Annotated in this window: 25 protein-coding genes; 2 read left to right on the forward strand and 23 right to left on the reverse strand. The window is 62.7% G+C overall.

What is annotated here, in order from left to right:
- Positions 1-217: 217 nt before the first annotated feature.
- The 16 genes from ACE3SN_RS01795 to ACE3SN_RS01870 form a co-directional block, all read right to left on the reverse strand.
- On the reverse strand, positions 218-3,208 hold the full coding sequence (locus tag ACE3SN_RS01795) for a hypothetical protein (protein WP_374527025.1): 2,991 nt from the start codon (positions 3,206-3,208) through the stop codon (positions 218-220).
- Positions 3,205-4,464, reverse strand: coding sequence for a hypothetical protein (locus tag ACE3SN_RS01800; RefSeq protein ID WP_374527026.1), 1,260 nt, complete (start codon positions 4,462-4,464; stop codon positions 3,205-3,207). Before ACE3SN_RS01800 ends, ACE3SN_RS01795 begins: the two co-directional genes overlap by 4 nt.
- A gap of 196 nt (positions 4,465-4,660) precedes the next feature.
- Positions 4,661-6,103 carry a hypothetical protein gene (locus ACE3SN_RS01805; protein ID WP_374527027.1) on the reverse strand — a complete coding sequence of 481 codons (1,443 nt, stop codon included), beginning with the start codon at positions 6,101-6,103 and terminating at the stop codon, positions 4,661-4,663.
- A complete protein-coding gene (locus tag ACE3SN_RS01810) occupies positions 6,069-8,621 on the reverse strand; it encodes a hypothetical protein (RefSeq protein WP_374527028.1) in 2,553 nt (850 codons plus the stop codon). The genes ACE3SN_RS01805 and ACE3SN_RS01810 overlap by 35 nt, the downstream gene beginning before the upstream one ends.
- Positions 8,622-8,807: 186 nt before the next feature.
- A complete protein-coding gene (locus tag ACE3SN_RS01815; protein ID WP_374527029.1) occupies positions 8,808-9,221 on the reverse strand; it encodes a CopG family transcriptional regulator in 414 nt (137 codons plus the stop codon).
- Positions 9,218-11,212 (reverse strand): conjugal transfer protein TraG, encoded by a 1,995-nt coding sequence (locus ACE3SN_RS01820; RefSeq protein WP_374527030.1) that lies wholly within the window; start codon positions 11,210-11,212, stop codon positions 9,218-9,220. The genes ACE3SN_RS01815 and ACE3SN_RS01820 overlap by 4 nt, the downstream gene beginning before the upstream one ends.
- Before the next feature lie 122 nt (positions 11,213-11,334).
- A complete protein-coding gene (locus ACE3SN_RS01825; RefSeq protein WP_374527031.1) occupies positions 11,335-13,089 on the reverse strand; it encodes a relaxase/mobilization nuclease domain-containing protein in 1,755 nt (584 codons plus the stop codon).
- A 259-nt stretch (positions 13,090-13,348) separates the two neighbouring features.
- Positions 13,349-14,050, reverse strand: coding sequence for a lytic transglycosylase domain-containing protein (locus tag ACE3SN_RS01830; protein ID WP_374527032.1), 702 nt, complete (start codon positions 14,048-14,050; stop codon positions 13,349-13,351).
- A gap of 4 nt (positions 14,051-14,054) precedes the next feature.
- Positions 14,055-14,384, reverse strand: coding sequence for a DUF736 domain-containing protein (locus ACE3SN_RS01835; protein ID WP_374527033.1), 330 nt, complete (start codon positions 14,382-14,384; stop codon positions 14,055-14,057).
- The gene (locus ACE3SN_RS01840; protein WP_374527034.1) at positions 14,381-14,965 is read right to left on the reverse strand and encodes a S26 family signal peptidase; all 585 of its coding nucleotides are present in this window, start codon (positions 14,963-14,965) and stop codon (positions 14,381-14,383) included. The genes ACE3SN_RS01835 and ACE3SN_RS01840 overlap by 4 nt, the downstream gene beginning before the upstream one ends.
- A complete protein-coding gene (locus ACE3SN_RS01845) occupies positions 14,962-15,435 on the reverse strand; it encodes a DUF2840 domain-containing protein (protein ID WP_374527035.1) in 474 nt (157 codons plus the stop codon). Before ACE3SN_RS01845 ends, ACE3SN_RS01840 begins: the two co-directional genes overlap by 4 nt.
- Before the next feature lie 212 nt (positions 15,436-15,647).
- Positions 15,648-16,526, reverse strand: a complete 879-nt coding sequence (locus ACE3SN_RS01850; RefSeq protein ID WP_374527036.1) for a replication initiator protein A — start codon at positions 16,524-16,526, stop codon at positions 15,648-15,650.
- An 8-nt stretch (positions 16,527-16,534) separates the two neighbouring features.
- Entirely contained in the window at positions 16,535-16,807 is a 273-nt protein-coding gene (locus tag ACE3SN_RS01855) for a helix-turn-helix transcriptional regulator (protein ID WP_374527037.1), read from the reverse strand.
- A gap of 130 nt (positions 16,808-16,937) precedes the next feature.
- Positions 16,938-17,498 carry a DUF2285 domain-containing protein gene (locus ACE3SN_RS01860; RefSeq protein ID WP_374527038.1) on the reverse strand — a complete coding sequence of 187 codons (561 nt, stop codon included), beginning with the start codon at positions 17,496-17,498 and terminating at the stop codon, positions 16,938-16,940.
- Positions 17,383-17,709 (reverse strand): transcriptional regulator domain-containing protein, encoded by a 327-nt coding sequence (locus ACE3SN_RS01865; protein WP_374527039.1) that lies wholly within the window; start codon positions 17,707-17,709, stop codon positions 17,383-17,385. The genes ACE3SN_RS01860 and ACE3SN_RS01865 overlap by 116 nt, the downstream gene beginning before the upstream one ends.
- 154 nt (positions 17,710-17,863) lie before the next feature.
- Positions 17,864-18,118 carry a DNA -binding domain-containing protein gene (locus ACE3SN_RS01870; RefSeq protein WP_374527040.1) on the reverse strand — a complete coding sequence of 85 codons (255 nt, stop codon included), beginning with the start codon at positions 18,116-18,118 and terminating at the stop codon, positions 17,864-17,866.
- 247 nt (positions 18,119-18,365) lie between these two features.
- Between ACE3SN_RS01870 and ACE3SN_RS01875 the strand changes: the two genes are divergently transcribed.
- A complete protein-coding gene (locus ACE3SN_RS01875; protein ID WP_374527041.1) occupies positions 18,366-18,575 on the forward strand; it encodes a helix-turn-helix domain-containing protein in 210 nt (69 codons plus the stop codon).
- Between the two features lie 69 nt (positions 18,576-18,644).
- On the opposite strand, the gene ACE3SN_RS01880 is transcribed toward ACE3SN_RS01875, so the two are convergent.
- From ACE3SN_RS01880 to ACE3SN_RS01910, 7 genes are all read right to left on the reverse strand, one after another.
- On the reverse strand, positions 18,645-18,965 hold the full coding sequence (locus ACE3SN_RS01880) for a DUF736 domain-containing protein (RefSeq protein ID WP_066966805.1): 321 nt from the start codon (positions 18,963-18,965) through the stop codon (positions 18,645-18,647).
- 612 nt (positions 18,966-19,577) lie between these two features.
- A complete protein-coding gene (locus tag ACE3SN_RS01885) occupies positions 19,578-19,982 on the reverse strand; it encodes a hypothetical protein (protein ID WP_374527042.1) in 405 nt (134 codons plus the stop codon).
- A gap of 143 nt (positions 19,983-20,125) precedes the next feature.
- The gene (locus ACE3SN_RS01890; protein ID WP_374527043.1) at positions 20,126-20,290 is read right to left on the reverse strand and encodes a hypothetical protein; all 165 of its coding nucleotides are present in this window, start codon (positions 20,288-20,290) and stop codon (positions 20,126-20,128) included.
- Between the two features lie 217 nt (positions 20,291-20,507).
- Positions 20,508-21,209, reverse strand: a complete 702-nt coding sequence (locus tag ACE3SN_RS01895) for a hypothetical protein (protein ID WP_374527044.1) — start codon at positions 21,207-21,209, stop codon at positions 20,508-20,510.
- A gap of 27 nt (positions 21,210-21,236) precedes the next feature.
- On the reverse strand, positions 21,237-22,148 hold the full coding sequence (locus tag ACE3SN_RS01900; RefSeq protein WP_374527045.1) for a DUF2493 domain-containing protein: 912 nt from the start codon (positions 22,146-22,148) through the stop codon (positions 21,237-21,239).
- Between the two features lie 234 nt (positions 22,149-22,382).
- Positions 22,383-23,435 (reverse strand): toprim domain-containing protein, encoded by a 1,053-nt coding sequence (locus ACE3SN_RS01905; RefSeq protein ID WP_374527046.1) that lies wholly within the window; start codon positions 23,433-23,435, stop codon positions 22,383-22,385.
- A 1-nt stretch (position 23,436) separates the two neighbouring features.
- Entirely contained in the window at positions 23,437-25,404 is a 1,968-nt protein-coding gene (locus ACE3SN_RS01910) for a strawberry notch C-terminal domain-containing protein (RefSeq protein WP_374527047.1), read from the reverse strand.
- A 12-nt stretch (positions 25,405-25,416) separates the two neighbouring features.
- Here ACE3SN_RS01910 and ACE3SN_RS01915 point away from each other — a divergent pair, with 12 nt between their 5' ends.
- Positions 25,417-25,674, forward strand: a complete 258-nt coding sequence (locus tag ACE3SN_RS01915; RefSeq protein WP_374527048.1) for a hypothetical protein — start codon at positions 25,417-25,419, stop codon at positions 25,672-25,674.
- Position 25,675 lies beyond the last annotated feature (1 nt).

Raw genomic sequence — 25,675 nt, forward strand, 5'->3', positions numbered from 1 at the left:
ATGGGGGAATGCAACAGCTTGTTGCGGTCAGGGTAGTGTGGCGAAATGGGAGAAACGGACGGCGACGCTGTGAACTACCCAATGGTAGGTCCCGCCTGAACAGCAGCCATCGTGAAGCCGTTCGTATATCCCCGTTACCTGTCATAGGTTGACGCTTGCGCTGCTAGGGATTGGAGTAGACTTACGGGCGCGGACGCCTCGCATTTGCGCAGGCGCGTCAATGCTTGGTCTCGGGCCCACCCCATTCCCGTTTCATCTGCTCGAGTTCACGTTCTGCAATCCGCTGTTCCCATGCCATAGACTGCACCGCCGAGCGCGCCTGGGTTCTGGCGAACGCGGCAACCTTTTCGCGAGGGTCGTTGATCCAGGCTTGAAGGCGTCCGTGCTGTTCGACCTCAGCCTCGACCCGGCCGAACTGCCCCGTGACCACGCCCGTCTCGCCGAGTACGGCGATGACCCGCCCCAGCATGTCGTCGCCCTGCTCAAGACGGTCGACGACGTCCATGCAGACGGCGTAAACCTCTTCGGCACCTTCATAGGGCTGTAGCGTCGAGAGCACGAACGAAAGGTCGTCGCGATCGCCGTTCGCGACGAAACGTCTCAGAGGATCTGCAATTTCCGGTATGAGCTGGGGGAAGATGTTTGCCACCAGCTTGCCGCCGAGGAAACGGTGGAGCGAAGGCTTCAGGCCGTACATGCGGCGCGCGGATCGCAGCAGCGTCTCGGGATGGCGCGACAACGGCCGCGGAAGTTCGTGGAGCCTGAACGGAACGGCGTCGAAGTAGCCACCGTCGCCGCGTCCGCGACCGATCCGGAACTCGAAGAATTCGAGCACCTGCACTGGAAAATTATCAGCCGTCCGAGCAAGCGCATACTCGGCATTATGGTCTATCTTGGGCAGCTCGAGAAAAGACACCAAGAAGGCCGCGGTCTGGGCCTCATCCAAGGCCGCCACCATGCCGCTGTGGGACACCCACCATGCATTGACGATCCAGCCAGGCTGGCGCGCATCAGTAAACGAAGCGACTGCCGGCATCAGCACGTCGGCGATGAGTGATGGATCACCCTTCTTTTTGAAAGCCTGACCCGCAGCATTGACGAGCGCCAGTACTCCATCGTGCTCGCCAAGCTCACGCGCTCGCATCGAAAGGGAAGAAAGGCGCTCGGATCCATCACCGTCGCGCTCGCCGAGCCACGCGGCCATTTCCTGGAAGTATCGTCCCTGTCCCGAAAAGCGCGCCACTGCTAGATCAATGGCGTCGAGCCGCCCTGCAGCCTCGAGGCCGTGGAGCAGCGGCGTCAGTATGAGGCGGAGTGCATCGTCCATCTGATAAAGCAGGTGAACTGCTATATCGGGTCTCGTCTCGGCAAGGTGGCGCGAAAAGCCCGACAAGGGAAGCCAATCCCCGATCCCGATCGGCTCTGCAAGATATCGACGCACCAACGCAGTCCAGGCCTCGGCGCCATCCGTGTCGATCTGCGCGACGATCGCGGGAAAGCCTTCCTCCCGCCACTTCTGCAAGCGCTCGGGGTCAAAATGCTCGGCGTCCCACGCATCTGGGTGCACCGAATCGTGCCCTATTAGCGTCTTGTAGAGGATGAAATCCGGATCGGCGTTGAGCGTATCCCTGAGAGCCAGCAGTTCGCCCACGATGGCCGTCTGCGCTCCGACCAATTCAGCGTTCGCAACCATGTCTTCGGGCAGTACGTGATACCAGGAATGCACATGGATGGCGTCTACCTCTATCTGCCTGCGTATCTCCAGGCGGCATTGCGGTGCCAATACGCGCTGGATCGCGGCGACCCGCGCTGCATCGTTCATAACGAGGACCCGAACCGCCTCGCTACCGCCATAGTAAGGCGGTCGGCTCGCCTCGCGCAGCGCCGACAATATCTCGCCGCGTTCCTGATCGTCGGCCGAGACAGCAAGCAGGCTCTCGAGCAACCCGATCGCGTCGGAGCGAACCTGGCGGACGGCATCGGACGCGTTGACCGAGCCCTTGGCAATCTGGAACGTGTGAAAGTCGCCGCGGCTGATTCCGCCGACTTCTGACGAAAGCACCTGCTGCATCATTGTGACGACGAGCTCGCGCGCGGCGGTCAAAGCATCAGTGCCGAGAGCGGCGAACACGTTTAGGATGAGGCGCTGAACCGCAGGGCCATGTGTCCGCCATGTCCCGACGTCGTTCTCCGCCAAGCGTCGGCCAAGATCAAGCCAGAGGCGCCTTTCCTCGCCTTCCGATCGGCTGAACAGGCGGATAAGCGCGTCGAGCGTGCGCGTCGGATCATAAAGCGAGTGGTGCTCGATGACTGGCGCCACCTTGCGCGCGACATCTAACCCATTCTCCCCGTCGAAAGTGCCGCTCGGATCGACGATCGGCTCCGCCGGCGATCTCCGGGTTCGCTCCACGACGTCGATCAGCACCGGCAGCTGTTCCAGGAAGCGGTCGCCTCTGTTCTCGAGGCGGGGGAGGACGACGTCGCTCAGCGTGTCCAGGGCCGCCGATAGGGCATTGTTGCTCTTCGAGGTCGAGATCGCCTCGATACACGGCTCGAAGTTTTGATCGGCCTGAATCAAGAGGGCAAAGTCGCGCGCGATCATGTCGAAGTCGTGCCCTGCGGGGAGCAGATGTTCGCGCATTACAGCGTCCATCCGCTCCTTGATGCGTTCAAGCTGCTGCTTGTCCACATGCTTAAGGTCGGGCTCCTTGTAGATGGTGTCGTGACCCATCTCGGCCCAAGCATGCTTGAGCAGGGTCTGGACTTGGATTTCGATCTTGAGACCCGCGAACGGGCGATATTCCGCGAGAGCGGTTCGGTCGGGCTTGAGCTGGGCGGTATAGTTGGTGCTGTCGAACAGCCGAGTCTCTGTCTCTGTGCCAGGCACCGGGTGGTGCACGTTCACGTTCGAGACCTCAAAATTCTCGTGAATGATGCCTGATGCCAGGAAGCGCTCGACCTGCGTATTGGTCAGGAAGACGAGGCGAACGCCGGCCAAATCCCTGAGCTGCTCGTTGATCGCGGTGTCGAGCGAGATGCCGTGCTTCTCGAGCTTCTTCCTCAAGGATACCGCATCCTTCGCTCGCCCCGTGATGGCATGCGGCGTCATCGCATTCGCTTTGACGGCTCCCGCCAGGATCTGGCGGACCGCTTCGACAAATTCCGCGTAGAGGGCGCGTCCGCCGAGCTGATATTCCTCGAACGTCACGCAGCGCCTCCGCCTATGTAAATGGGCTCGTAAAGAGCGCCGGACTCGTCACCCGTCCAAGTTTCCCCGCTAAAGCCGGTGGACCCGTCCTCGAAGCCGCTTGCGAGCCATAGCGCGTCCAGCATTCGCCGCAGCGCACCTGGCTGCACGGCATCAGATGAGGGAAGGTCGACCATACCGAGTTCGAGCCCGGGAATCCGGAGCATACGACTCGTAGTGCGAGCGCCCCTGATCTTCACATCCTGGAGATCATGCACGCTGGCCTCTAACGAAACAGGGCCTGAGGCACCGAGTTCCTTCAGCAGCGCTGCCAGTCGGCGCGCAGTCTCTACAATCGTTCCTTCCAAACGCCGCCCGTCGACAACGATATCAGGATCGTCCTGGATTCTAGCACCCACCGTGAGCGAGGCTTCGAGGCAACCCGGCTCAACGAGCCTTGTATACCAACGGGCTTCGGGATTGAGCCCATCACTCCGCTGTTTGACAGGATCGTAGCTGGCCCATTGCCCGAGGCTCGTGATCGCCTCGGCACGCTCATAGGCTTCAGGCACGAAATGCAACTTCAGCTTCTTGATCGCTACGGGGTCAAGGTAGGCCACGGGCTTTGCAGGTGCCATCCGCATCACAAGTCTAGGGCCAGGAACGATCGCCGGCACATCACCGCGACCCGTACGATTCCGGAGATCGGCTATCATTTCATGGGCAGCGCGCATTGCATCGGGCTGGACAGCGCCAGCCGCGCGCTTGGCCAGCGCATGGTCTATTGATGCAGCGAGATAGTCTTCCATCTTTTTAGCGAAGACCCCGCGTACCTTGCGCCGCTCGCCATCGGAAGCGCCTTCCGCAAGTCGCCACGATGCTGGGTGACGCAAATGGGCGAGGTCGAAGGGAAGCGCCGTAGGCTCCCCGAAAGCGGTGTTCATCACCAGGATGATCTGCTCGTCATCCAGCAACGCGCGTGCGTACCCATATTCGGTCAAGACGTTCGGATTCGGCACCAGTTTCCCACCGCTTGTTTCGGCAACAAACGAGACATCGCCAACGAAGACCGCGCAGCGTCGGATCTTGCGAAGAATTGTCTCGCTGACAGGGGGCGTACCGGCGACACCGGCCGTATCGGAGTCGAGCATTAGGTCGAAGGGAAACCGGCTCTGGATTGCCCCGATCGCTTCGTTGAGCGCGATGCGGCCGAATCGCCGGCAGACGTCGTCGTCACGATCGCTCTGCCATGAATAAAAGATACGAATCTCGTCCAAATACCTACACCTCTCATTCGATCCTGCGATGATAGGATTGTCACCCGCAAGCACGCAGCGATCGGTATCTTGCCAGATCGGAAGGAGTTTTCCTGCGCTTTCTATGCACTCGTGTACGCATGTGGGACCGTAGTGCTCATAATCACGGAATTTCAACGCGATTTTGGCATAATGTTTGGCCACGCTCGCACGCGCGTTAGCGCGACAAATCGCTGGGGCGTGCGAGGCCTCCTTGGAGCAGGCAGGTAACAACATAAATCGGACTCGTACCGGTCTCGACCGGGATGATCGTCAATCCGTCCGTCACAGGAAACGGAGGGGTTGATTTCACGCTGCAATCCAGCACGCACAACAAGGCGACACGACGGCCGCTTCCAACCGCGTAGCTCGCCGCTTGCCCGGCAAACTGCTTACAATCGTCCGGTAGGAGACGCTTCGATTGCTCGGATTTAAGCTCGATCCTTATACCCCTGAACGTCAGGTCGACCTTGCCTCCGGTGACCTGTCCCTGAACCTCAAGCTCACTGCCAATGGCGGCGTTGGCACGCAGGAATGACTGAAAATCGGCTTGGAAAGCGGCTTCATCGATGGGCTTGGGATAGCGTTTGTCCTGGACCGCTTGTCCCATCAGATTGCCGACTGGGGTGAGAAGCGCCAAGAGGTCGCAAATATCCGTCTCCGAGATTAGCGGTTCGAGCCGCAACCGCTCGCGTAACTGAACGATCTTCGCGTCCAGTTCGCCATAACCGGTAAGCGGATGGCGCGACGTGTCGGTCCCATCGAGGCGCAACGTTCGCTGTCCCGCGACGACGACAGTTTCGTCGCGTTCGAGCCGAGGCTGAAACTCGGCCGCGTAGCGAAATTCGAGCGGTCGCGCGTTGAAGCCCTGTGACGCATGCAGCGCCATCCGGCCCTGGCGCTGAAATGTGAAGGGCGCGGGTCCGTCAGGGCGGGGAAATTCGAAGGTCGGGAAATCCCATGTGCTTGTCGGCTCGATTGAAACCGGCGCAATAACCAATCGCTCGGCGTCGTCGGGCCAGCGCGAAACACGGATAGTCAGATCGAGATCGTGAACCTGCCCCGCTGAAAGACTGTGGCATGTCTCGGCGGGTTTGCCGTCAATAGAAAATTCCAGAAACGCGACGGCAATCTCGTCCGGTTTCACGGGCAGGTCGTCTGCGGCAGGCGGGCCGAACCCGCCGCGATCCTCGATACCGAAAATTGCGACGGGCATTTCAAGCTCCGCTATCGCGGCGCCGAGAATTGGCACAGCGTCGACGTCGAGCTCGCCGTCAATGGGCGCGAGGGCCGTGACGAGCGCCACAGCATAGGCACCATGGGCATCGTCGCTAGCGAGACTGCGATAGCGGAGCCGGGCGGCGCGCAGGAACCGATCAGCGTCGACTGCGGCTATATGGACGGCTTCGCTCCAGTCGGCGAGCAGGCCGAGGATTTCGAGCGCGGCGGCGAAGGTTCGCCAATCCTTCGCGGCCTCCGCCTTGCCATAGAGCTCGGCCGCTGCCGCAACCGCTTCGGCCCGCGCACGCAACTCGGCGCCCCCGGCATAGCGCGGCTGTGCTGTGACCGCTTCGATCGCAGCGACCCTAGAAGGGAAGGTTTGAGCGAGCACGACGTTCACGCTCATCCTCCTTATCCCGTGCGTCCGCTGCAGCGGCTTGCGCCCAAGCGCGGCCGGCCGCCTCGATCGCGTCGAGGTCCCGCGCGGCAACCGCCGCTTCGAAACGGAGCGCGAGCTGCGGCCATTGCAGCAGCGTGCGCCGCCTGCGCAGCCGCACCGAATCGCCGTTGCTGCTCACCAGGGCAGTCACAAGCGCGTCCGCCTGTTGTGTCATTCCTGCAGCCAGAAATGCGTCGACGACGCCCAGCGCGGTTTGCAGCTCGATGTCGAGAACCGAGATCGCAGCGTCGTGAAAGGCTTGCGCGTTGGCCTCCAGCCCTTCCGGGCTTACCTTGTGCAGGAGGTTGAGTGCTTTATCCGAGTTATTGTAGCGGTCCGCCAGATGGGGGATCATGCGCGCGGCTAGCGTGGCAAATTCAGGCTCTGTACCAAGGCTGTAAGAGAGGGACAGGATGTCGGATCGCAGGAAGAGCGGGTCGACATCCATCGCGACCTCGATCAGATAGCGCCTGACCGCGCCGCTCGCGTTTCCGAACAGATCGGCCATCCCGGCGAGGATACGCACGCATTTCGCTAGAAAATGATCCTCGTTGGACTGGACTCGATAATAACGGATCAGGTTCAAAATGGCGTGAGCCGCGTTGACCCGGTAGGGTTCGGGAAGGATCGACCGGTGAAAGGCTTCAACGGCGGTTTTGTGAACCGCAACATATTGGTCCCACAGCAGTGCGCCGAACGCCTCAAACAGAAGGTCGGGAACATTAGCCCGACTACGATAAGGGAGTTCACCGACTGCCGTCGCTGCATAAGAGCGACCAAGCACCGACGGTCCGACAAGGGCGGCGTAGAGATGGGGTAAAAGCTGTTTCAGCCCCGCCAAGTCACGCGAAAGCTCCTTCGTCGCTCCCAATAGGGCACCTCGAAGATTGTCGCGTCCTTCCGGAATCGTCTCGAACATGCCGATGATTTTCGCCACCGACGGTTCGTCGCCGGCGGCGCCCTCACTCGCCCATTCGACCAACTGCTCCATCAGGCCGCGCATCACCGAGCGGCGGGTATTTCGTTCGATTGCGACCAGCGTGTTCTCAGCCGGCTCGGTCATCGCCACGTCAAGCTCAGCCAGTCGATCGTCGAGTAGGAACAGAGCACCGATGAAGGCCTCGAGCTGTGCGCGAACCACATGCTCCAGCCCTTTCGAACCGGCGCGAAAGGCCGAGGTGACCTCCTCGAGGACCCTGTCATCATGTTCGATCGTCGGCGCCCAAACGAGCCGGGTCAGCGCGAGCGCGTGCCGATTGGAGGTCGCCGGGACGGAGGGCTTGTCATAGCCCACATGGACGGCAAGCGCATAAACTTTCAGGATCCGGGCGCGATGCGATGCGGGCGCCCCCTCGTTCAGCGCTTGGAGCTGCGCGTCGACATCCTCCGGCGCGGCATCGAAAGCATCGTTCAGCGCCTCGGCGAGATCGGGCAACCGATCATCCTCATCCTTCAGATCGGCGACAAGGCTGGGCGCGCGGACATAGACCGATGTCAAGGTGAGAAGAATCGGGGCCGCCGCCTTCGGGTCCTCAGCGTGCAAGACATGGAGACCTCGACCGGCGCGTTCGAGGGAGGACCGCTTTCCGCTCAGCAACATCTGTTCGATGGCCGCGATGACGGCCGCGGGAAATCGGGAATAGAGCGCGTAAAGGAATGCGGGATCGCGCGGAATCCTGGGCTCGTCATCACCGTAGAAAAATTCTCGATCGTCTGGGTCGGCGAGATCGATGGCGGTAGTAAGAATGGACGCGACGCGATCGGGGGAGACGGCGTCGAGACGCGGAAGCAGCTTTTCCACGGCAATGCGTGCAGGATAGCCGCGACGCAGGACAGTCATCGCCAGCTCGACGATCATGCCATCCTCGGCGCCAACCGCATCGAGAATGACAAGTGCGGCCTCAGCGAACCAAGGCTGACTGCCAGCCAGCGCGAAGACATATTGGACCAGCTCGGGCGTGAAATGCTCGGGAGCCAAGCGCGCACTTTGCGTCACGCGTTCGAAATTTTCTTTTGACCGATCGGCGTCGAACCCGCCGATGTCCTCCAGCAAGGTGCGTGCGATGGGGCCAAGTGTGGGCAACAATCCTGCACGGATTCCCTTGCGTTCCTCGAGAGCTTGCGCCGCAAGGCGCGCCTCGGTCTCCGCCCGGGCTTCGAGGACAGCTTTCTCACGATCGCGATCAGCAATGATCTCCATGAGGTTCGGCAACCTAAGAGGCTTGCGATGACCGCAATTCGCGCAATTTCGATCATAGAATTCGACGATGGCGTCCCGCAGATCCCAGCATGCCATGCCGCCCTCGGGTGCATGGTCGCAGCGCATGCCATGATGGCCGATCGGAAGACCGGTCATCTGCTCGATCATCCCCGTTCCGCCGAACTTCTCCACGCGGGCGTGCGCGCAGTAATTGCGGACAAGCGCCATGGTGTCGCGATTACGCTCCCCGGCTTTGATGGTGTCTGCAATGTCGCGCATCTGCCCCGTCGAAATCGTTCCGTGGGATATCGGTTCGACAGGGCTCGTCTTCAATGGTGAGGCGATTTAGCCGGGCGCTCCCTCGTTCATCTTTATCGTCAGGTGCGAAGCCAGGCTAACGATCAGCTGCTATCCTGATTTGCTCCTCAATTCCGATCAGTCGCCAAGGTCCAACAGAGCGGGCAATTATCTCCCCTTTCGGCCCATTTCCTCAAACACCCCTTTTCCATTCTCCAATTTCCGCGCCAACGCCTCGACAAAGCCCTCGTAGCGTTCCCTGCCTTGGGCCTGCGCCGCCGCCATCGCGGATTCCGGTAACGGCGGGTTGGCAGTGAGCCAGAACCTCACGAACAGCGCCAGAGCCTCATTCGTCACCTCGATCTGAAACTCCAGCCGCTCGTTCTGCTTGGTCAGCCGGTCAAGGCGCCTTGTGACGGCCGCCTCCATGCGCTCAGAGCCATCGGGCGAAAGGAACGAGGCAATGGCGGCCTCGACAATCGACGCCTGCGTCGCGCGCTTGCGGATCGCGAACTCCGCAAGTTGCCGGGAGATGTCCGGCGGTAGACGGAACGTGTGCTTGATGCGGTTGCCGGATTTCATAGCGCGATCCCATCATCGGGATCGAGGGAGGCGCGGCGGGCGTTGCCGCGCATCCGCTCCTGCAGGCGTTGGTTGCGCGCGGCATCGTCATCGCCTTGCTCGTCGCGGTCGAAATCGAATTCCCTAGCGACCGGCTTAGGCGACGGCGCGATGTCCTCATGGATCGGCAATTCGGGTTCGGTCCGTATCCCAGCATTCTCCGGGTCGGTATCGGGCTGGTCTTTGGGGGTCGTCCTGCGCTTCGAAGCCGCAGGCGTCCTGGCAATCATGTCCTGCCAATCGTGGGGCGATGCTGCTGCCTTGCCGGCAGCACTGACCTTGGGCGACGAAATTACCCGTGCGGCAAGTCGCCTGTCCCGATAATATTGCGCCTTCTTCGCCCGGATCGGATGGGTGCCGGCCATCATCACGATCTCGTCAGTCACAGGCAGTTCCTGGATTTCGCCAGGAGTAAGGAGCGCGCGGGCGGTTTCCGACTTCGAAATCATCAGGTGGCCCAGCCAGGGCGACAGCCGGTGGCCGGCATAGTTCTTCATGGCGCGAAGCTCGGTTGCCGTGCCCAGCGATTCCGACACCCGCTTGGCTGTACGCTCGTCGTTGGTCGCAAAACACACCCGGACATGGCAATTGTCGAGGATCGCGTTGTTCTGACCGTAGGCGTGCTCGATCTGATTGAGGGACTGGGCGATCAGAAAGGCCTTCATCCCGTACCCGGCCATGAACGCCAAAGCGCTTTCGAAAAAGTCGAGCCGTCCGAGGGCCGGGAACTCATCGAGCATGATCAGCACGCGCTGGCGCTTGGCATCGGGTGCCAGTTCCTCGGTCAGCCGCCTTCCGAGCTGGTTGAGCAGCAGCCGGATGAGCGGCTTGGTCCGGCTGATGTCGGATGGCGGAATGACGAGATAGAGGGTGGCTGGCCGCTTGGCGTCGATGAGATCGGCGATCCGCCAGTCGCACCGGCGCGTCACCTGTGCCACCACCGGATCGCGGTAGAGACCGAGGAACGACATAGCGGTGGAAAGCACACCGGATCGTTCATTTTCGGACTTGTTGAGCAGCTCGCGCGCAGCGCTCGCGACCACCGGATGGACACCGCCTTCGCCAAGATGCGGGGTCATCATCATCGCGGCGAGCGTCGATTCGAACGAGCGCTTGGGATCGGAAAGGAAGGCCGCGACCCCGGCGAGCGTCTTGTCGGGCTCGGCGTAGAGAACGTGGAGGATTGCGCCGACCAGCAGCGAATGGCTGGTCTTCTCCCAGTGGTTGCGCTTCTCGAGACTGCCTTCGGGGTCGACCAGTACGTCGGCGACATTCTGGACATCGCGCACCTCGCAAACGCCGCGCCGCACTTCGAGCAGCGGGTTGTAGGCAGCGGATGCGGAATTGGTCGGGTCGAACAGCAGCACGCGGCTGAACGAAGAGCGGTAGCCCGCGGTCAGTGTCCAGTTCTCGCCCTTGATGTCATGGACGATGGCCGAGCCCGGCCAGGTGAGCAGGGTCGGGATGACGAGGCCGACTCCCTTGCCGCTGCGGGTCGGCGCAAAGCAGAGGACATGCTCGGGACCATCATGGCGCAGATACTCGTTGTTGAATTGCCCCAGCACGACACCCTTGTCGTCGAAGAGGCCAGCGGCCTTGATTTCCTGCCGGTCGGCCCAGCGTGCGGTGCCATAGGTGGCAGCCGTCTTCATTTCGCGAGCCCGCCAGACCGACATGCCGAAGGCGACGACGATGGACGTAAAACCGCCCGACGCCGCGATCATCCCGCCGGTGTCGAACACCTTCGGCGCATAGGCATCATAGCTGAACCACCAGCAGAAGAAGTCATAGGGCCGATAGACCGGCCAACCCAGCAGCATGAACCAGGGGCGGCCGAGTTCGGGCTGGTAGCCAAGCGCTGCAGCAGTCCACTGCGTTGCGGACCAGATCCCGGTCAACACGAGCAGGAAGACGGCGAGGATCTGTCCCCAGAGGATCTTGATCGCGGCCATCTCATTCTCCTTCCGGCTATGTCCAATCGCGGTCGGCGCAAGTGCGCAAGGTCGGGAAGCCTGCCGGCGCAACCTGGCGAAGAACGACGAGGGCTGGCGAAGGGGCGAGGCGGAACCATCACCTACAACCCCAGCGTGCGGCTGCGGGTGAAGCTCCAGTCGACTCCGCCGCGCGCATTGATCGTCCCGGCAACCGCCTGCCCCAGATGCCGTTCAAGACTGGGGCGCCATGGCACGAGCTGGAACCCCGTTCCATCGTCGATCATAGCAAAGCGGCCCGAGGACAGCGTGACGCGTTCCCTGTAGATACCCGCCAGATGGTCGCCGGGTTGTGCGGGCCTATGGTCCAGCCCCGTTTGCGCGGCAACGGACCTGGCGGTGCCGGCCAGCTCTCGGCTGCGCAGTTCATTGAGCAGGTCTTTGGCAAACACGAACCGCTGGCCCTGCCGCCGCGCCAGACCTTCGGCTGCCAGATGCTCCGACCGCGCCGCAAGCGCATCGCGCACTTCCGTGCCGAACCCACCGGCGGTCTCGACGGGTTCGCGGGAAACGAGCTGGCGGTCCAGCCAGGTCGCGCCGGGGGCATGGATCTGCTCGGCAAGCGACAGGTCCGAACGGACAGACAGTGACTGCCGCTCGTTCCCGTGGGTATCGCGCCACTGGCCAAGCTCGACAATGGCGCCGGGTTTGGCATCGCTCGTCTGGTCGATATCGTCGAACCGGAGATAGTGGGTTCGTCCATCGGTCCCATCGACCACGGCATAGGCGCTGCCGCTGAGCTCATCGTGAAGACCGCGCTCGACCAGGCGTCCGATCACGGGATCGGCGGCAAGCCCCTCGTACAGCGCAAAGCGTCCGGTGTCGGGCCGATGTCCCCCTGCACTCATCGCGCGGTGCATGGTCTTGATGATGTCGCCGCGGATCGAGAGGTCGCGCAATGTATCCTCAAGGCCGGGCCTCAAGGTCCAGCAGGCGGGGCCGACACGCTCGGCCAGGCCCAGGCGCTCCAGCTTGGCGGCGCGGCCGAGCAAATGATTGTGGTCGGCGCGGTCATAGCCCGATGGACTGGGGCGCAGGTCGACCACGCCGACTCCTGAGCCTGTCGAAGGATCGTCGGCCAGGCGTTGTAGCGAGCGGTCGAGACCGGTCCAGCGTTCCGCATCGACCTCGCGGGCCATGGCCCGGGCGATCTCCCGCTCGCTGCGCCGCCCCAGTTCGATGGTGGCCCGCTCCTCGGCGCGCGATCGGAGCCCCGCGCGAATATAATCGCGGTCGATGACGATGTCCTTGCCGTCCTCGGCGCGGCCCCGGACGAGCACATGGACGTGGGGATTGTTGGTGTTCCAGTGATCGACGGCCACCCAGTCGAGCCGGGTGTCGAGATCATGGGCCATGTCGTCCATCAGCTCGCGGGTGAAAGTCCGGATGTCTTCGAGTTCGGCGGCATCCTCGGGCGAGACGATAAAGCGGAAGTGGTGGCGATCCTCTTCGCAGCGCCCGGCGAAGGCATCTCCATCGGCCGCGTCGGACCGGGCATCGAATAGCCCTGCGTCCTTGCCGTCGCGGGTGACGCCATCGCGCTTGAGATAGGCGATGTGCCGCGCCAACGGTGCCGCCCGGAAGCGCGCGCCTTTGTGCCGGACCACGCGCGCTTTGACGATGACGCGCCGATTGGCCCCACAGGACCGTGCCGCAAGTCCGGCTCGCCGCCCGCGCGCCGTCCGCCCCGTCCCGGAATTACGCGATCGTGCAGGCCGGTGCCCGCCTTTCATCGAATGGCTGACGACCTGGCCTATGAAGGATTGCGCTCGTCGACCGCTGCCACTGCCCCGGCTGCGCCCCTTGCCGGGCCGGATATGGAAATCGTCTTCGCTCATCGCGACCGGGTCGCGGATCTGAGCCCGCCAGCAGAAGACGGCGCATTTTGCTCTGAAAATATTGTAGAAATTGAAGGGGGAGCCAGCAGGCTGTTTCGAGCGACGGCTGTCGAAGCCGAGCAATTCCGAGCCTCACCATCCACACCGACGGCGGCGCTTTTATCTGGCCATCCTCCTGAACCTGCTCCTTCTCCTGCTGCCCTTCCGGACTTTCCCACGTCAATCGACGCCATGACACGATCAGGGATCGAAAAGGCGGTCACTGCGAACGGCTCCCCGAGACGGGCGGGAAGAGGCCGTTCAGGGGAGCGGGCGAAGCGAGAATGGAGGTCTGTGGCGCGGCAGCAGCGAAGCTGCCGGATGCGGCTGCCGTTGCATCTCCGCGCACGGCAAAAAGCTGGCCCTGTACCCAGGATGTGCGGACCGGCAGCACGGGCGACGCGCTGGCAACGACGGTTGCCGCACTGCCCGATTGCAGCATCGGTGCAATCCTGGCGACATAGGCGCGGGTCTCGGCGGGGAGCGCTCGCCCGCGGTCGCGCCAGTCTTCGTAGCGACCCGGCCCGGCATTATAGGCCGCGAGCATTCCGGTGGTACCGTAGTTTTCGTACATTTCGCGAAGGTAGCTGGTTCCCGCCATGATGTTGTCGCGCGGATCGAACGGGTCAGCGCCAAGCCCGAACCGGGCGCGCTGACGCGCCCAGGTTCCGGGCATAAGCTGCATCAGCCCCATCGCCCCGGCTGACGAGACTGCGCCGATCCGGCCCGCACTCTCGGTGCGCATCACCGCATAGATCCAGCCTTCGGGAATGCCGAAGCGCTGCGAGGCTTCGGCTACGTGCGAAGCGATGTCGACGACTTGGCGCTGCGCCTGTTCGGCAGCGGCCTGCCCGAAGGCAGGCGCGTCACCGAACAGGACAGCTGTGAGGAACGCGGCAAAGCCCAGGCGATTCCAGCGCATCGGCTCAGTCCGCCTTGTCGTGCCGGGACGGGCGTGACCAGACCAGGACATGGCCGGCGCCATCGTCGTGGAACAGGTTGGCGCGCAGCGGCTGGACGAACGAGGGATCGTCGATCTGGAGCGCGACATAGTCGCCGGCCTTCTCGCCCGTGCGCTTCCAGCCCGCGCCGATCTCGCGCGCCTCGTCGCCATCGCCGACGATCACCCGGAAGTCGGGTGCGTTCTCGTTGTCGGAAGCATCGGTAGGGAGCAGTACAACTCCAACGTCGAGCGTCAGCGTCGTGATGTGTCCGGCAAAGCCATCTTCATCGGTAACAAAATAGCCGATCTTCATCGTTCAGTCTCCTTCGGTTGTTGAACTGGTGGGTGGAGTTGCCGCGGATCGGCGAACCATTTGTGGTCGCCATCGCCCGCTTCATCGGTCCAGACGGGCGTCGCGCGGCCGATGACATCGGCGAGGCGCAGCACGCCGAAATAGCGGCCATCGAAGCTGTCGGGCGCGGCCGGGTTCATCACGAACAGCTCGCCCGACTTCATGACGTGGCAGCCCGCCCAGACGGGGAGAGGGCGTCCGAGCCGGTCACGGGCGCGCGCCGCGCCGACAAATGCGCCGTCGATGTTTACGCCGTGCGCGAAGCGGCAGACGCGCTGGCCGCTGACGGCGGCGATACTCTTGAGCAGTGGAACGCCGGTCGGCAGGTAGTGGCGCTCGGCGAGCAGGCGGCGCAGCGGCGGTGGCGGTTCGATCGCCACACGCTCGCCCACGTGTAGGCTCGCCTTGCCGCGGATGGCGTAGAGCCCGGTCGGCACGGAAGCTGTCGCGTTCCACACCGCGTAGCGCGACACTGGGACGATCATCGTCGCGAGTGTGGCTGCAGCAACGACGCCAGCGAGGAAGTAACGACGCCGGATCATGGCAAGAGCGCCTTGCGCTGGAGCCAGGCGCGGTGGCGCGCGAGGCTGTAGCCGCGTGGGAGTTCGCGTCCCGCCATGCGATTGTGGATGTGCCGCCAATGATCGGGCGCTACCTCACAAGGGTCGATGCCCGATGCCTCGATCGCGTCGATCAGGCGAAAGACCTGGTTGACCTTGGGCCAGCCCCGGACGGAGAGGAGTAGCTCACCGCCGGGATCGACCTGCGCGATCGGGGTGCAGGACTCGTGCGCTCCGACGGCGCGCACGATGTCGAGCGTCGAGCGGATCGTGCCGTAATCGTTGGCAGCCCAGCGCACCAGGCCGAACACCTGGCCTGCCGCATAGCTTTCGACGCGCTGCCTGCGGTCGATGATCCTAGTCGCAACCGGCTTGCCGAACTTGAGCCAGTCTTCCTGGCTGCCTTCACGCCAGACGAGCGTGACATGGGTCAACTTTGGCCCATCGCTCAACCTCGTCTCGGCTGGCCTGCGCGGTGGAGCGGCGCCATCCGTCCACAGGCGCTCTGACGTTAGCAAGAATCCGAAGGATTCTATGTTAGCATAGTTAAGGGAGCAGGAACGCGAGGCAATCTGCGGGTTTGCGGGCCATTTCGGTTCCCGATAGTCCGAACTTTGGGTTCCTGATCGTCCGAGTCCGCCGGTTCCTGATAGTCCGTGTTGCATCACGACATATCCACAGTGCTAAAGCCCACGCGCCGCATAGCCGCGTCAAACGGATCGACCGGGAGCGCGACGAACATCAGCCGCTCGCGACCGAGCGCGTGTTCGATGGTGAGCTGGTATCCCGGGAGCGCCTGACGCCGCACGATGTCGCGCAGCTCGAAGGCGAAGCGTTTGGGCGGCGACAGCGCGCCGGACTTCAAATGCAGGTGCTGGAAGTCGAAGCTCCAGCCACCTTTCTGCTTGCCGCCGTGCTTGCGTACGAGCCGGTAAAGCCAGCGTTCGAGCCCGCCAGTCAGCGCGAAATAATCGGGGTCGATGGTCAGGACGAGCGCCTGGTCGATCACGCCTTCGTAGAACCAATCGGGCACGATCATTTCGATCCCGAGAGCGCGGCCCGAATGGTCGAGGCGTTCCTTCCACTCATTGATCCACGAGAAGCGGTGCCGCCGCCGCGCATCGCGCTGGCGGATCGAGGTCGCGATCGTCGTCGATTGCAGCCGGTCGAGGCCGGCCTTGAGGCGCTCGTAGCTGGCCTTCCCAGTGCCGCGGCGGGTGAACGCAAGGATCTCATGCGGCGTGGCGGCGATCAGTCGCGAGGTCGGGCGGCCCATGTCGCGTGCCTCGACGATCTGGCTCGCGACCCAGATCAGAACATCGGCGTCCCAGATGGTCGCCATGCCATGTTCGGCGGTGGCCTCGACCAGAATTGAGACCTCACCCATCCGGAAGTCGATCGGGCGCACCCGTTTCGATTTGGCGAGGCTGAAAAACGGCCAGGCCATCAGGTCCTGCGCATCACGGGCGGCGATGTTGCCGCCGTGACTGACGAACAGGTCGAGCTGCTGCGTGCTGGCGGGAAAGGCGGACATGCGACGCATGGGTTCGCTCAGCGCCGCACCGGCGGAGTGTAGCCGTCGAGCCGCTTGGCAGGATGGACAATCCCCTTGCCCGGATCGCTGGTCGAGCGACGCAGGCCCTGTTCGGCCCAGGCATCGAGATCGGCGACCGAGTAGACGATCCGCCCCCCGAGCTTGCGGTAGACCGGCCCGGTCCCGAAGCAGCGGTGCTTCTCAAGCGTGCGGGCAGATAGTCCCAGATGCACAGCGGCATCGGGTGTTCGCAGGAATCTGGCTATTACAGGTGTGGGTCTGGCATCCATGGGCGGCCTCCGCTGAGGTTCGACCACAGCGGCGGGCTGCCGCTGGTCGCAGGCAGCATTGGCGAAACTGGAATGGGCTGACGGAGTGACAGATTGAGCCGGATGAATTCTGTCACCCCACCGGGTTCGCTCAGTCGTGGCGAAGCAGCTTGCGGTATCCGCCGTTAGCCAGGCGGCGCGCTTCTGCAATCAGTCGGAGAGTGTGTCGGCGTTCTCCCGAACCCTTCCAGGTCGCGCCGACCAGCGGGTGCTGCCGCGGGAAAACGAGGCTGAAGGCGAGATCGCGAGGGCCAGCGCCGGCGTCAAGCGCGTCATGGATGCTCAGCAGCAAGGCGAGCCGTGAACGCCGATAGGCGGACGGCGAGGCCGACCGGTCAGGCCCGAGGCGAATTCCGCGCGTCACCCGCTCGAAGCGGGTCGCAGCGGCGAGCCGGGTAGCCGCGCTCCGATCGTGCTGAATGATCAAGCAATCGGAGAAACCCGAGGGTGCAGCGCGGAGGCACAGGCGAAGCCTTGCCGCGCCGTAGGCCATGACCAGGTGATGTTCGGTAGGACTGCTCTCATTTGCCAGCGGCTCAAGGCCGGGCGGCAGCGGGATTGCGGCGATGTCTCTGGTTGCGACAACGACGACGTCGGGCGATGCAAGCGGTGACCAGAGCGCCGGTGTTCTCCGCGGATCGGCGTCCGGCAAGGTGGGGAAAGCTCAGCCCCCATCGTCCGGCCAGACCCTCCTCTTCGGCTTTAGCGCTTGCGGAATCTCTGGCGATCCGGTCCTGTGTCTCGGCATAATCTTGCAAGTAGGCGGAATTGCGCTGCAGAAACTCCTGCGCAAAGTCTGCGTAATCGTGGTGCGCGTATCTCTCTGATACATTTGGCGATCGCCAAGATGATCCACCCGACACATCCGATCTCCGCGAGTTCAGGTGAAACGGTCTTATGTAAGTATTTGAATATCAGAATTTCTTGGCAAGGTCCGTGACTGCAGCGAGTTCTCCGCGCAAAGGTAGAACTATGCAGTCACCTTTCGCGCTTCGATGAGATCCGGCAGGATGATCATCACTTCTGGAGCAGGTGCCGGAACCCGCTGTCACGCATCCAGTGCGCGCGATCCAGGTGGCTGGAAAAAATGAGCCTTGCATGTTCTGTGTCTGCATCAGGTTCGATCTCGAAGACGATGCGCACGATCTCGCGCCAGTCCGCCCCTTCAGCCTCGGCATCGAGCAAGCGCAGGTATGTGACGAGGTTTTGCTCGTCATAAGCGGTTATGCCATCGCCTTGCGGCGGTTCAGTCAGGAAATGCATTTTTGCCATTGGACCCGCCGGAGTGGCTCACCCGAATCACGCCACCACGCTGATCGTGGTGTATACACGATATCAGTGGCTCATACTTAGCCCAGACAGGGGATAAAGACCCCCAACTGAGGGACAACGTCGCTCTCGCGTTGCGATGAAGCGGACTCGCTGCACGACCACCGGTCGTCTGGCCACTGCCTGAATCAATCGGAGCGACGAGTATACTCCGTGGTTAAATACTCTGCAATGGCCGTCATTGCGTGCAATGACTTTGCGCGAGGTCCTTGCAGAGAATTTGAAACGGCACCGGTTGGCAGCGGGTTTGTCGCAGGAAGAGCTCGCCCATCGCGCCGACATCGACCGGACCTACGTCAGCAGCCTCGAACGCTGCCAATACGCGGCTACCGTTGACGTCATCGAAAAGCTTGCGCGTGAGTTGAAGGTCGACGCCTCACTTCTGCTGCAGCAGCCCTGAGCTTCCGGCGCTGCCGATGAACACGCCGAAGCCCCGCCCGGCAGGTGCCGAGCGGGGTTGGCTTGGCGGTCAGTCGCCGTTGGTGCGGCGGGCGCGGGACCAGATCAGGTTGAAGCTCTTGCCGTCTTCGTCGTCGAACAGGTTGGCGAAGATCGGGGCGGTGAAGCTGGGATCGTCGAGCTTGACCGAGAGATAGTCGCGGCCTTCGTTCGAGGTCTTGGTCCAGGCGGCGCCGATTTCCGCGCGGCCGACGAAGACCCGGTGCGACGGTGCGTTCTCGTTGTCGCTGGCTTCGGGGACGATGCGGACGTTCTTCTGCTGCACCGACATGGTGACGATCTCGCCCTTGTATTCGTTGCCGGTCTTGGTGAAAGTTCCGATGTTGGCCATGATGATTTCCTTCAAGTTGGTCGAACCCGCGCCCATCGCGGCCTCGATGGCTGGTTGAAGGCAGGGGCTTGTGCCCGCTGCACCGGAACGGCCGAAACAGAGTGGAGGACGGTGGCCAGACGGCTTTCTTGCCTCGCGAGGAATGGGCGGCACGCCCAGGGGAAGAAAGTCGGCGCAGGCGGCGTTGCAGCAAGGGATCAAGCGGCGAAGCCATCCCCTGCCAACCAAAGCCATTGAAGAGGCGGCATTGGGCTCGGGTCGCACTTGACCGGGCGTCATGGCACTTCCCGGACTTCGCAGACCGGGCTTCGACCGGGCGGATATCGTCACTCAGCGCGCTAGCTGGTCGTTACCGCAGATCCAGACATCGGCAACGGTGATGCGCCACCTTCTGCCCTGATCGTGATCCGCGCATTCGGCCCGTTATGGCCCGGACTCCAACTGGCTTGAATTCTCGGTCGCGCTCGGCCCCGGACACCGACCTGACCCATCCCAACCGGAACGAGAAAGGCCGAACCTGCCACCTGATCGCAACGCCTGCCTCCTAACGGCTGAACTGACCGCGCCAGCCCCGCCCGGCACCTGCCGGCCGGGGCTCGGAAAATGACGAAGCTATTGGCGGGCGCGGCTCCACTGTGTCCAGGATGCCGCGGTGACAACTGCAGCGCCGAGCAGCGAAACGGTTGGCTGCCATGCACCTTGGGGCATGGTCGCAACGGCGATGCCGTGGACGGCGTTATAGCCGGCGACTGCGGCGGGAGCAGCGAAAGCGAAGCCGATCGCTGCCCGCGTCATCTCGGACTTCGCGAAGGCCAATGCGAGCTGAACGGCAGCGAGCAGGACGACCGCAGCAATGGCTGCGGCGGCGAGCGCAGCGACGATGCCACTGTCACTGCGGTAGGTCGCCGAACCAGCCAGAAAGGCCACAAACAGCGGCAGCGCGTAGATCGAAAGGCGGAAAAGCAGCGCGCAGCACATGAAAACCGCGACAATTATCAGGGCAAAGCCGATCAGCATGGCGTCCTCCTTGAAGCCAAGGGCAAGGGACGCGCTCTCCACCTCCACCGCAGCGCATTGTGCAGGAAATCCATAGCAGAGACGCCTACCGGCTGGAATACCCGAAGGGCATCCAGCCGTGCGGTACTGCGCGATTTGCGCGGTCAGGGATTGAACGGGTCATATTCGCGAACGATGCTGTCGGCATTGCCATCGAATTCTGAGGTCGGAACGGCGGCGTAGCCGTTGCCGGCGTGGAACAGGGTGACGCAGACCATCAGTGTGCGGGCGAGGCTCCAGGCGTGACGCTGTGCGATGGTGAGTGACATGTTCGAGCTCCTGTCTCGAAGCAGGGACCATCCCCGCTCGACAGGCCCCGGACAGACGGCGCAAAGCCGCAATCACCACGAAGGCGTAGACGCAGTGGCCGCACGCGCAGCGTAGCGGACCCTTCACGGGTTGATTGAAGGAGGCTTTGAGGCGGCCAACGGATTGGCCGATGAGAGTGGGGTGGATTCCATGCTTCGAGTTGGATCGAAGTTGGGTCTACGTTAGTTTTAGCCAGTCCCAGCCCAGCCAAGCCACCACCCAAAGCGCAAGTGCGAATCCAATCGGCTTGAGTATAGAAAGAAACGACGCCGTGACGAAGGTGCGGGCTCCGAAGCTTGCTATCCCCAGCAAAACGCTCCAACCGGGCGCCTTCCGAAATTTGCCGCCTTCACCGCGACTGCAAACTCGGCGCAACAACCAAATCCGCCATCGCTCACCCAGCGTCGCAGTCATATCAATGCTTGAGACATGAGCGTAAGCGACTAAGATCTTGAGATCGCGTTCCATCCCTTCGATAATTTTTATGCCGCTGGTAGCGCCGATCTGAAGGAACAAGTGATCCTCAAAAGTTCGAGCCAAGTCTGATTTGGCGGGATAGAGAATGGTCGCAAATCCAATATCACCCAAGCTGTACACCAATGTTGGGCCATTCTCGGCCGCGGTCTTTGATCTGTCGGTTGTCAGCCGAAACATGGAGCGATTGCCAAAACTGAACTGAAGTGTGTCGGGGTTTGAGCGATCAATCCAAAAGCTATAGATACGCTCAAGTTCGTCAAAGCCTGATACCCGGTGGGCCCTTTCCAGAATTGCCTCATCACTTTGGTTTTGCAGCAATGAAATCTCGTGCCGCATGTCGCGTCGGCGCTGCCACATTGCTAAAAGCGGGTTACGTCGCGGATCTGGTGAGTGCGCATTCATAGTCGCTTTCTTGGACCAAAAGCGGGATTATTCAATCGCCCAAACCGAAATCCCCATCTTGCGCGCCTTGTCGACTAGGTTGGCATTGATGCCATTGCCCGGACAGGCGACCACGGCCTTGGGCAGCACTTCGAGCATCTGATCGTTGCGGCGGAACGGTGCGGCCTTCTTGAACCGCTCCCAGTCCGGCCGGAACGGGACGTGGGTGATCTTGCGTGCGCGTGCCCAGAGCGAGGCGATATGTTCGCCGCCGGTCGGGTTGCCGCCATGGAACAGGACCATGTCGGGATATTTGGCGAGAACCTTGTCGAGCACGGCCCAGATGCGGCCATGATCCTGATAGGCAGGTCCGGAGGTGAACGCGATGCGGGTGCCGGTCGGGAGCAAAGGTTCGGTTTCCGCACGACGCTTGGCGGCGAGGAAATCTCGGCTGTCGATCATCGCGGCAGTCAAGGTGCGGTGATTCACGAGTGATCCGGAGCGCGGGGTCCAGGCCTTGCGGAAATGGGCTTCGAACTGGTCGGAAGCAGCCTCGCGCATGAACTCCATCGCGTTGCGCCGTTCGATCAAGCCGATGCCTTCGTTGACGAGACGTTCAAGCTCGACCGATTTGACCTCGGAGCCATCCTGTTCGCGCTGACTGCGCTTCTGGGCGTCCTCGTTGTCGTCGAGCTCGCGCTGGATGCGACCTTCGGCGCGGTGGAAGAGGTTGGCGAGCGACCAGCACAGGTCTTCAAGGTCGGGTTCGAGCCTGGTGTCGATCATGGTGGCGATGAGGGCGTCGAACATGTCGGCGACAGCGCCAGCGGCGATGCGCTCTTCGGGCAGTGGCCGGGGGTCGGCTTCATCCGAGAAGGGGCGATAGCCGTAGAGGGCGACTTCATCGAGGAGATGGGCGGTGGGTGACAATTCGTGATTGGGTTCTTGCTGGTAGGCCATGATTGCGGTCCTTGAGGATCTGAGCCGGACACCTCGCCCGGCCTTCCGGCGATCCCTCTGAGCGGTGGCGGGGTGGCCGCACCCTTGTGGTCGCAACGCAGTGGAGCATGGCGCAGCCATTGCGGCCGCCCCGCCGCCGGTCTTCAGATCGCCCCCAAAGAAGGCCGGGTGCACGGTGTGATGCCCGGACCTGCCTATGCCGCGGGTCCTGACCCGATCCCGTCTCGGCCAGCCTCAGCGACGAAGAAACCTGACCCGGTCGGCGTCGTGCAATTGGGCGATCAAGCGCTCGCCAAGTAACGATGACCCATCGCGCCGCAAGTCATCGTTGAAGTCGCCCAGCTCCGGCATGAGCGGGAGAAGTTCGATCCCCACCGCCTGTGCCCGCTCGGCCAGGATCGCAAAGGCCGCGTCGCCTGCCGCATCGCGATCGCGCGCGACGTAGAGGCGGCGCAGTGTCAGCGGAAACAGGATGGCGGCAAGGTGCGAAGAAGACGTGGCGGCAGCGAGTGGCAAAGTCGGCAGGACTTGGCGCAACGAGAGCATGGTTTCGATGCCCTCGCCCGCGACCATCATGTCCTCGCACTGGCCGAACCGGATGGCATTGCCGAGGATATTGCCCATTGCCCGGCGTGGCGACGCAACATTGGCCTTAGCAGAACCTGCCGGGTCCAGCCAGGTTCGATGTGTGCCGGTTTGGGTGCCGTCGAGATCGGTGACCTCCGCGATCAGGGCAGGAAATGCTCCGGGCGTTCCTGGCACATCGTCGTCATTGGGCCGATAGAAACAACGCGGATGGAACCGCAAGGCTGGCAGGTCGGCAAGCTGCGTAATCCCGCGATTTTGCAGGTATCGCGCCGCCAGCGTGCCGATGAGTGGCTTCGACGCAGCGAACAGTTTCTGCGCGGCAGTGGGCGACCCTGGGCGTGCCGGTGGACCGGGCACAAGTTTGCGCTGCTCGTCGTCATCGTCTGTCGGAGGCAGCGAAAGAAAGCGTTCAGCCTCCTTAATGGTCTCGGCGAGCCGTCCATGCCGTTGATTTAGCCGGATCAGATCGATGAGATCGCCGTGTTCGCCAGTCGCGGCATCGACCCAGTTTCCGATCGCACCGCGCTCGGTCTCGGACAGGCGGACATAAAGACTGCGCCCCGGCGTTCCGACGACATCGCCGATCATCCAGTAGCGCCCCTCGCGCCGCCCGGCGGGAAGGTAATGGCGGCAGACGGCCTGCGCATTCTGGGCAAGCCGTTCTGACAGGTCTGCCGCGCGGGTGGAAATCCGACTCATGTCACGCGGCCTTCCGGTCGATGATGCGCGCGAGTGGATGACGTTCGAACAATCGCTGGATCACTGCCGAACCTGTCACCGCATCGTCAGGGACGAAGAGGCGCAGTTTCCAGCTGACAATCTCGGAGAACAGCCCCATTGCCTTCAGCCGGTCCACCGCGCTCGATGAAAATCCGGTCAGCTCGATCCGGTTGACCTGCATCAGCCGCGAGCGGCGCAATTGCAGCCCATCGGCGAGATCAAGGATGGTACGTCCTTCGCGCAGCAAGGCCAGCGCCTGCGGCGGCGACCGTTCGGGCGCGTCGGTGCTGGCCGTGGCGCTCGCTGCCCAGGCGGGCGATACCCTCCGCCCTACGATGTTGGTGCCGTCATCAGTCTGGAGCCGGTAAACCCGGGTCGATTCCTCGGGGAGCCGTTTCCAGATGGGAAGCAATAGCCCAGTGACGATGTGAAGTTCACTTTCCGTGAACTGGTCAACCTGCGCCACCTCGGTCTCCCAAACTGCGGAGAAGGTCGACTCGTCGACTTCCTCCCAAGCAGTCTCGGGCAAGTGGCTGAGCGCGAAGTTCAACCTCTCCATCGGCCGGATCAGCCGGACCCGTCGTTCGACCTCGCCGTCATCGAGCATGACGCTGCGCGCTGGAAGCTGGACGGCAGCGCGCTTCGACCGGGCATTGACCAGCAGGTGGGCGCCCGGTTCGCGCAACAAGTCGAGCGCCTTGTCGAGCGTCAGTGGCTGGTTGCGCTCGCGCATGGCGATGGTCAGGAGCCGGGTCTCGGCCCCGGTCGCGGGGTGCACATAGATCGGCTCGTTGCCGGCGACAGTAAAGCTGTCGGCGACCAGCGTTTCCAGCCCCACATCGTAGCTTCCCGACGCAATCGCGCTCTCAACCTTGGCGCTGAGCAACTGCTCGAACACCGTGAAGAGCACGTTTTGCATAGCGATGGTAAGCGCCAGCAGCCGGTTGAGGAAGGTCGTGATCGGCGGCAGATCGTCCTTCAGGCACCCGCTGCCATCGGTCAGTGACAGGCCGGTCATCGCCTCGAAGGTCGCCAGCGAACACTGCTCGACTTTGCCCGCGTAGATCATCAGGTAGAACTGTCTGAGCGCCGCGTGGGCATAGGGGCTTTCGAGATTGTCCTCGGGGCGGAACAGCCCCTGTCCGCCAGTCTGGCGCTGACCGCGGGTGATCGCGCCGAGCGTGTCGAGCCGCCGCGCGATGGTGGAAAGGAAACGCTTCTCGGCCTGGACGTTGGTCGCTACGGGCCGAAACAGCGGGGGCTGCGCCTGGTTGGTGCGGTTGGTGCGCCCGAGCCCCTGGATCGCGGTATCGGCCTTCCAGCCCGCTTCGAGCAGGTAGTGGTGGCGCAGCCGCTGGTTCCGGGCACCGAGATCGGCATGGTAGCTGCGCCCCGTGCCGCCGGCGTCGGAGAAGACGAGGATCGGCTTCTTGTCCTCCATGAACGCCTGCGCCTCGGCAAGGTTTGCATGGCCGGGCCGGTTCTCTACGACGAATCGTACGCCGTTCGTATCGACCTTGCGGACGATGCGCCGCGAGCGGCCCGTGACCTCGGCGACCATATCGGTGCCGAAGCGCTGGACGATTTGGTCGAGCGCGCCTTGCACTGGTTCCATCGACGCCAGTTTCTCGATCAACCGGTCGCGCCGCTCGATGGCTTCGCGGCATTGGATGGCATTGCCGTCACCATCATAGGCTGGACGCGAGGCCAGATTGCCGTCGCCGTCGGAATAGGTCTCGTGGAGTTGAGTCGGGAAGCTGTGCAACAGATAGTCCAGAACGTATTCTCGAGGAGTGACATCGCAGGAAATGTCGTTCCATTCGCCCGGATCGATCCCGGCGAGGCGGCGGGAGAGCAGAGCTTCCCCGGTCGAAACGATCTGCACCACGGCGGCGTGACCATCAGCAATGCCCTGCTCGATCGCGGCGATCAGTGTCGGCGTCTTCATCGCAGTGATGAGGTGGTTGAAGAAGCGCTGTTTGGCGGATTCGAAGGCGGATCGCGTCGCCGACTTGGCTTGGGCGTTGAGGGTGCCTTCGCTGCTGCTGGTGACGCCCGAGGCTTCGAGCGCCGCATCGAGGTTGTTGTGAATGACCTGTTATCGCGAGGAAGCGGTAATGCGAAGGAACGCGGCTTAGGCGCGGGATTCCTAGGGCGCGGCACGAAGTTGCTGCGCATTATTTTGATTGCGAACCTCGGCGGTCTCTGGACCAGCTGAG

It is taken from the genome of Novosphingobium sp. (assembly GCF_041915465.1).
Lineage (GTDB): Bacteria > Pseudomonadota > Alphaproteobacteria > Sphingomonadales > Sphingomonadaceae > Novosphingobium.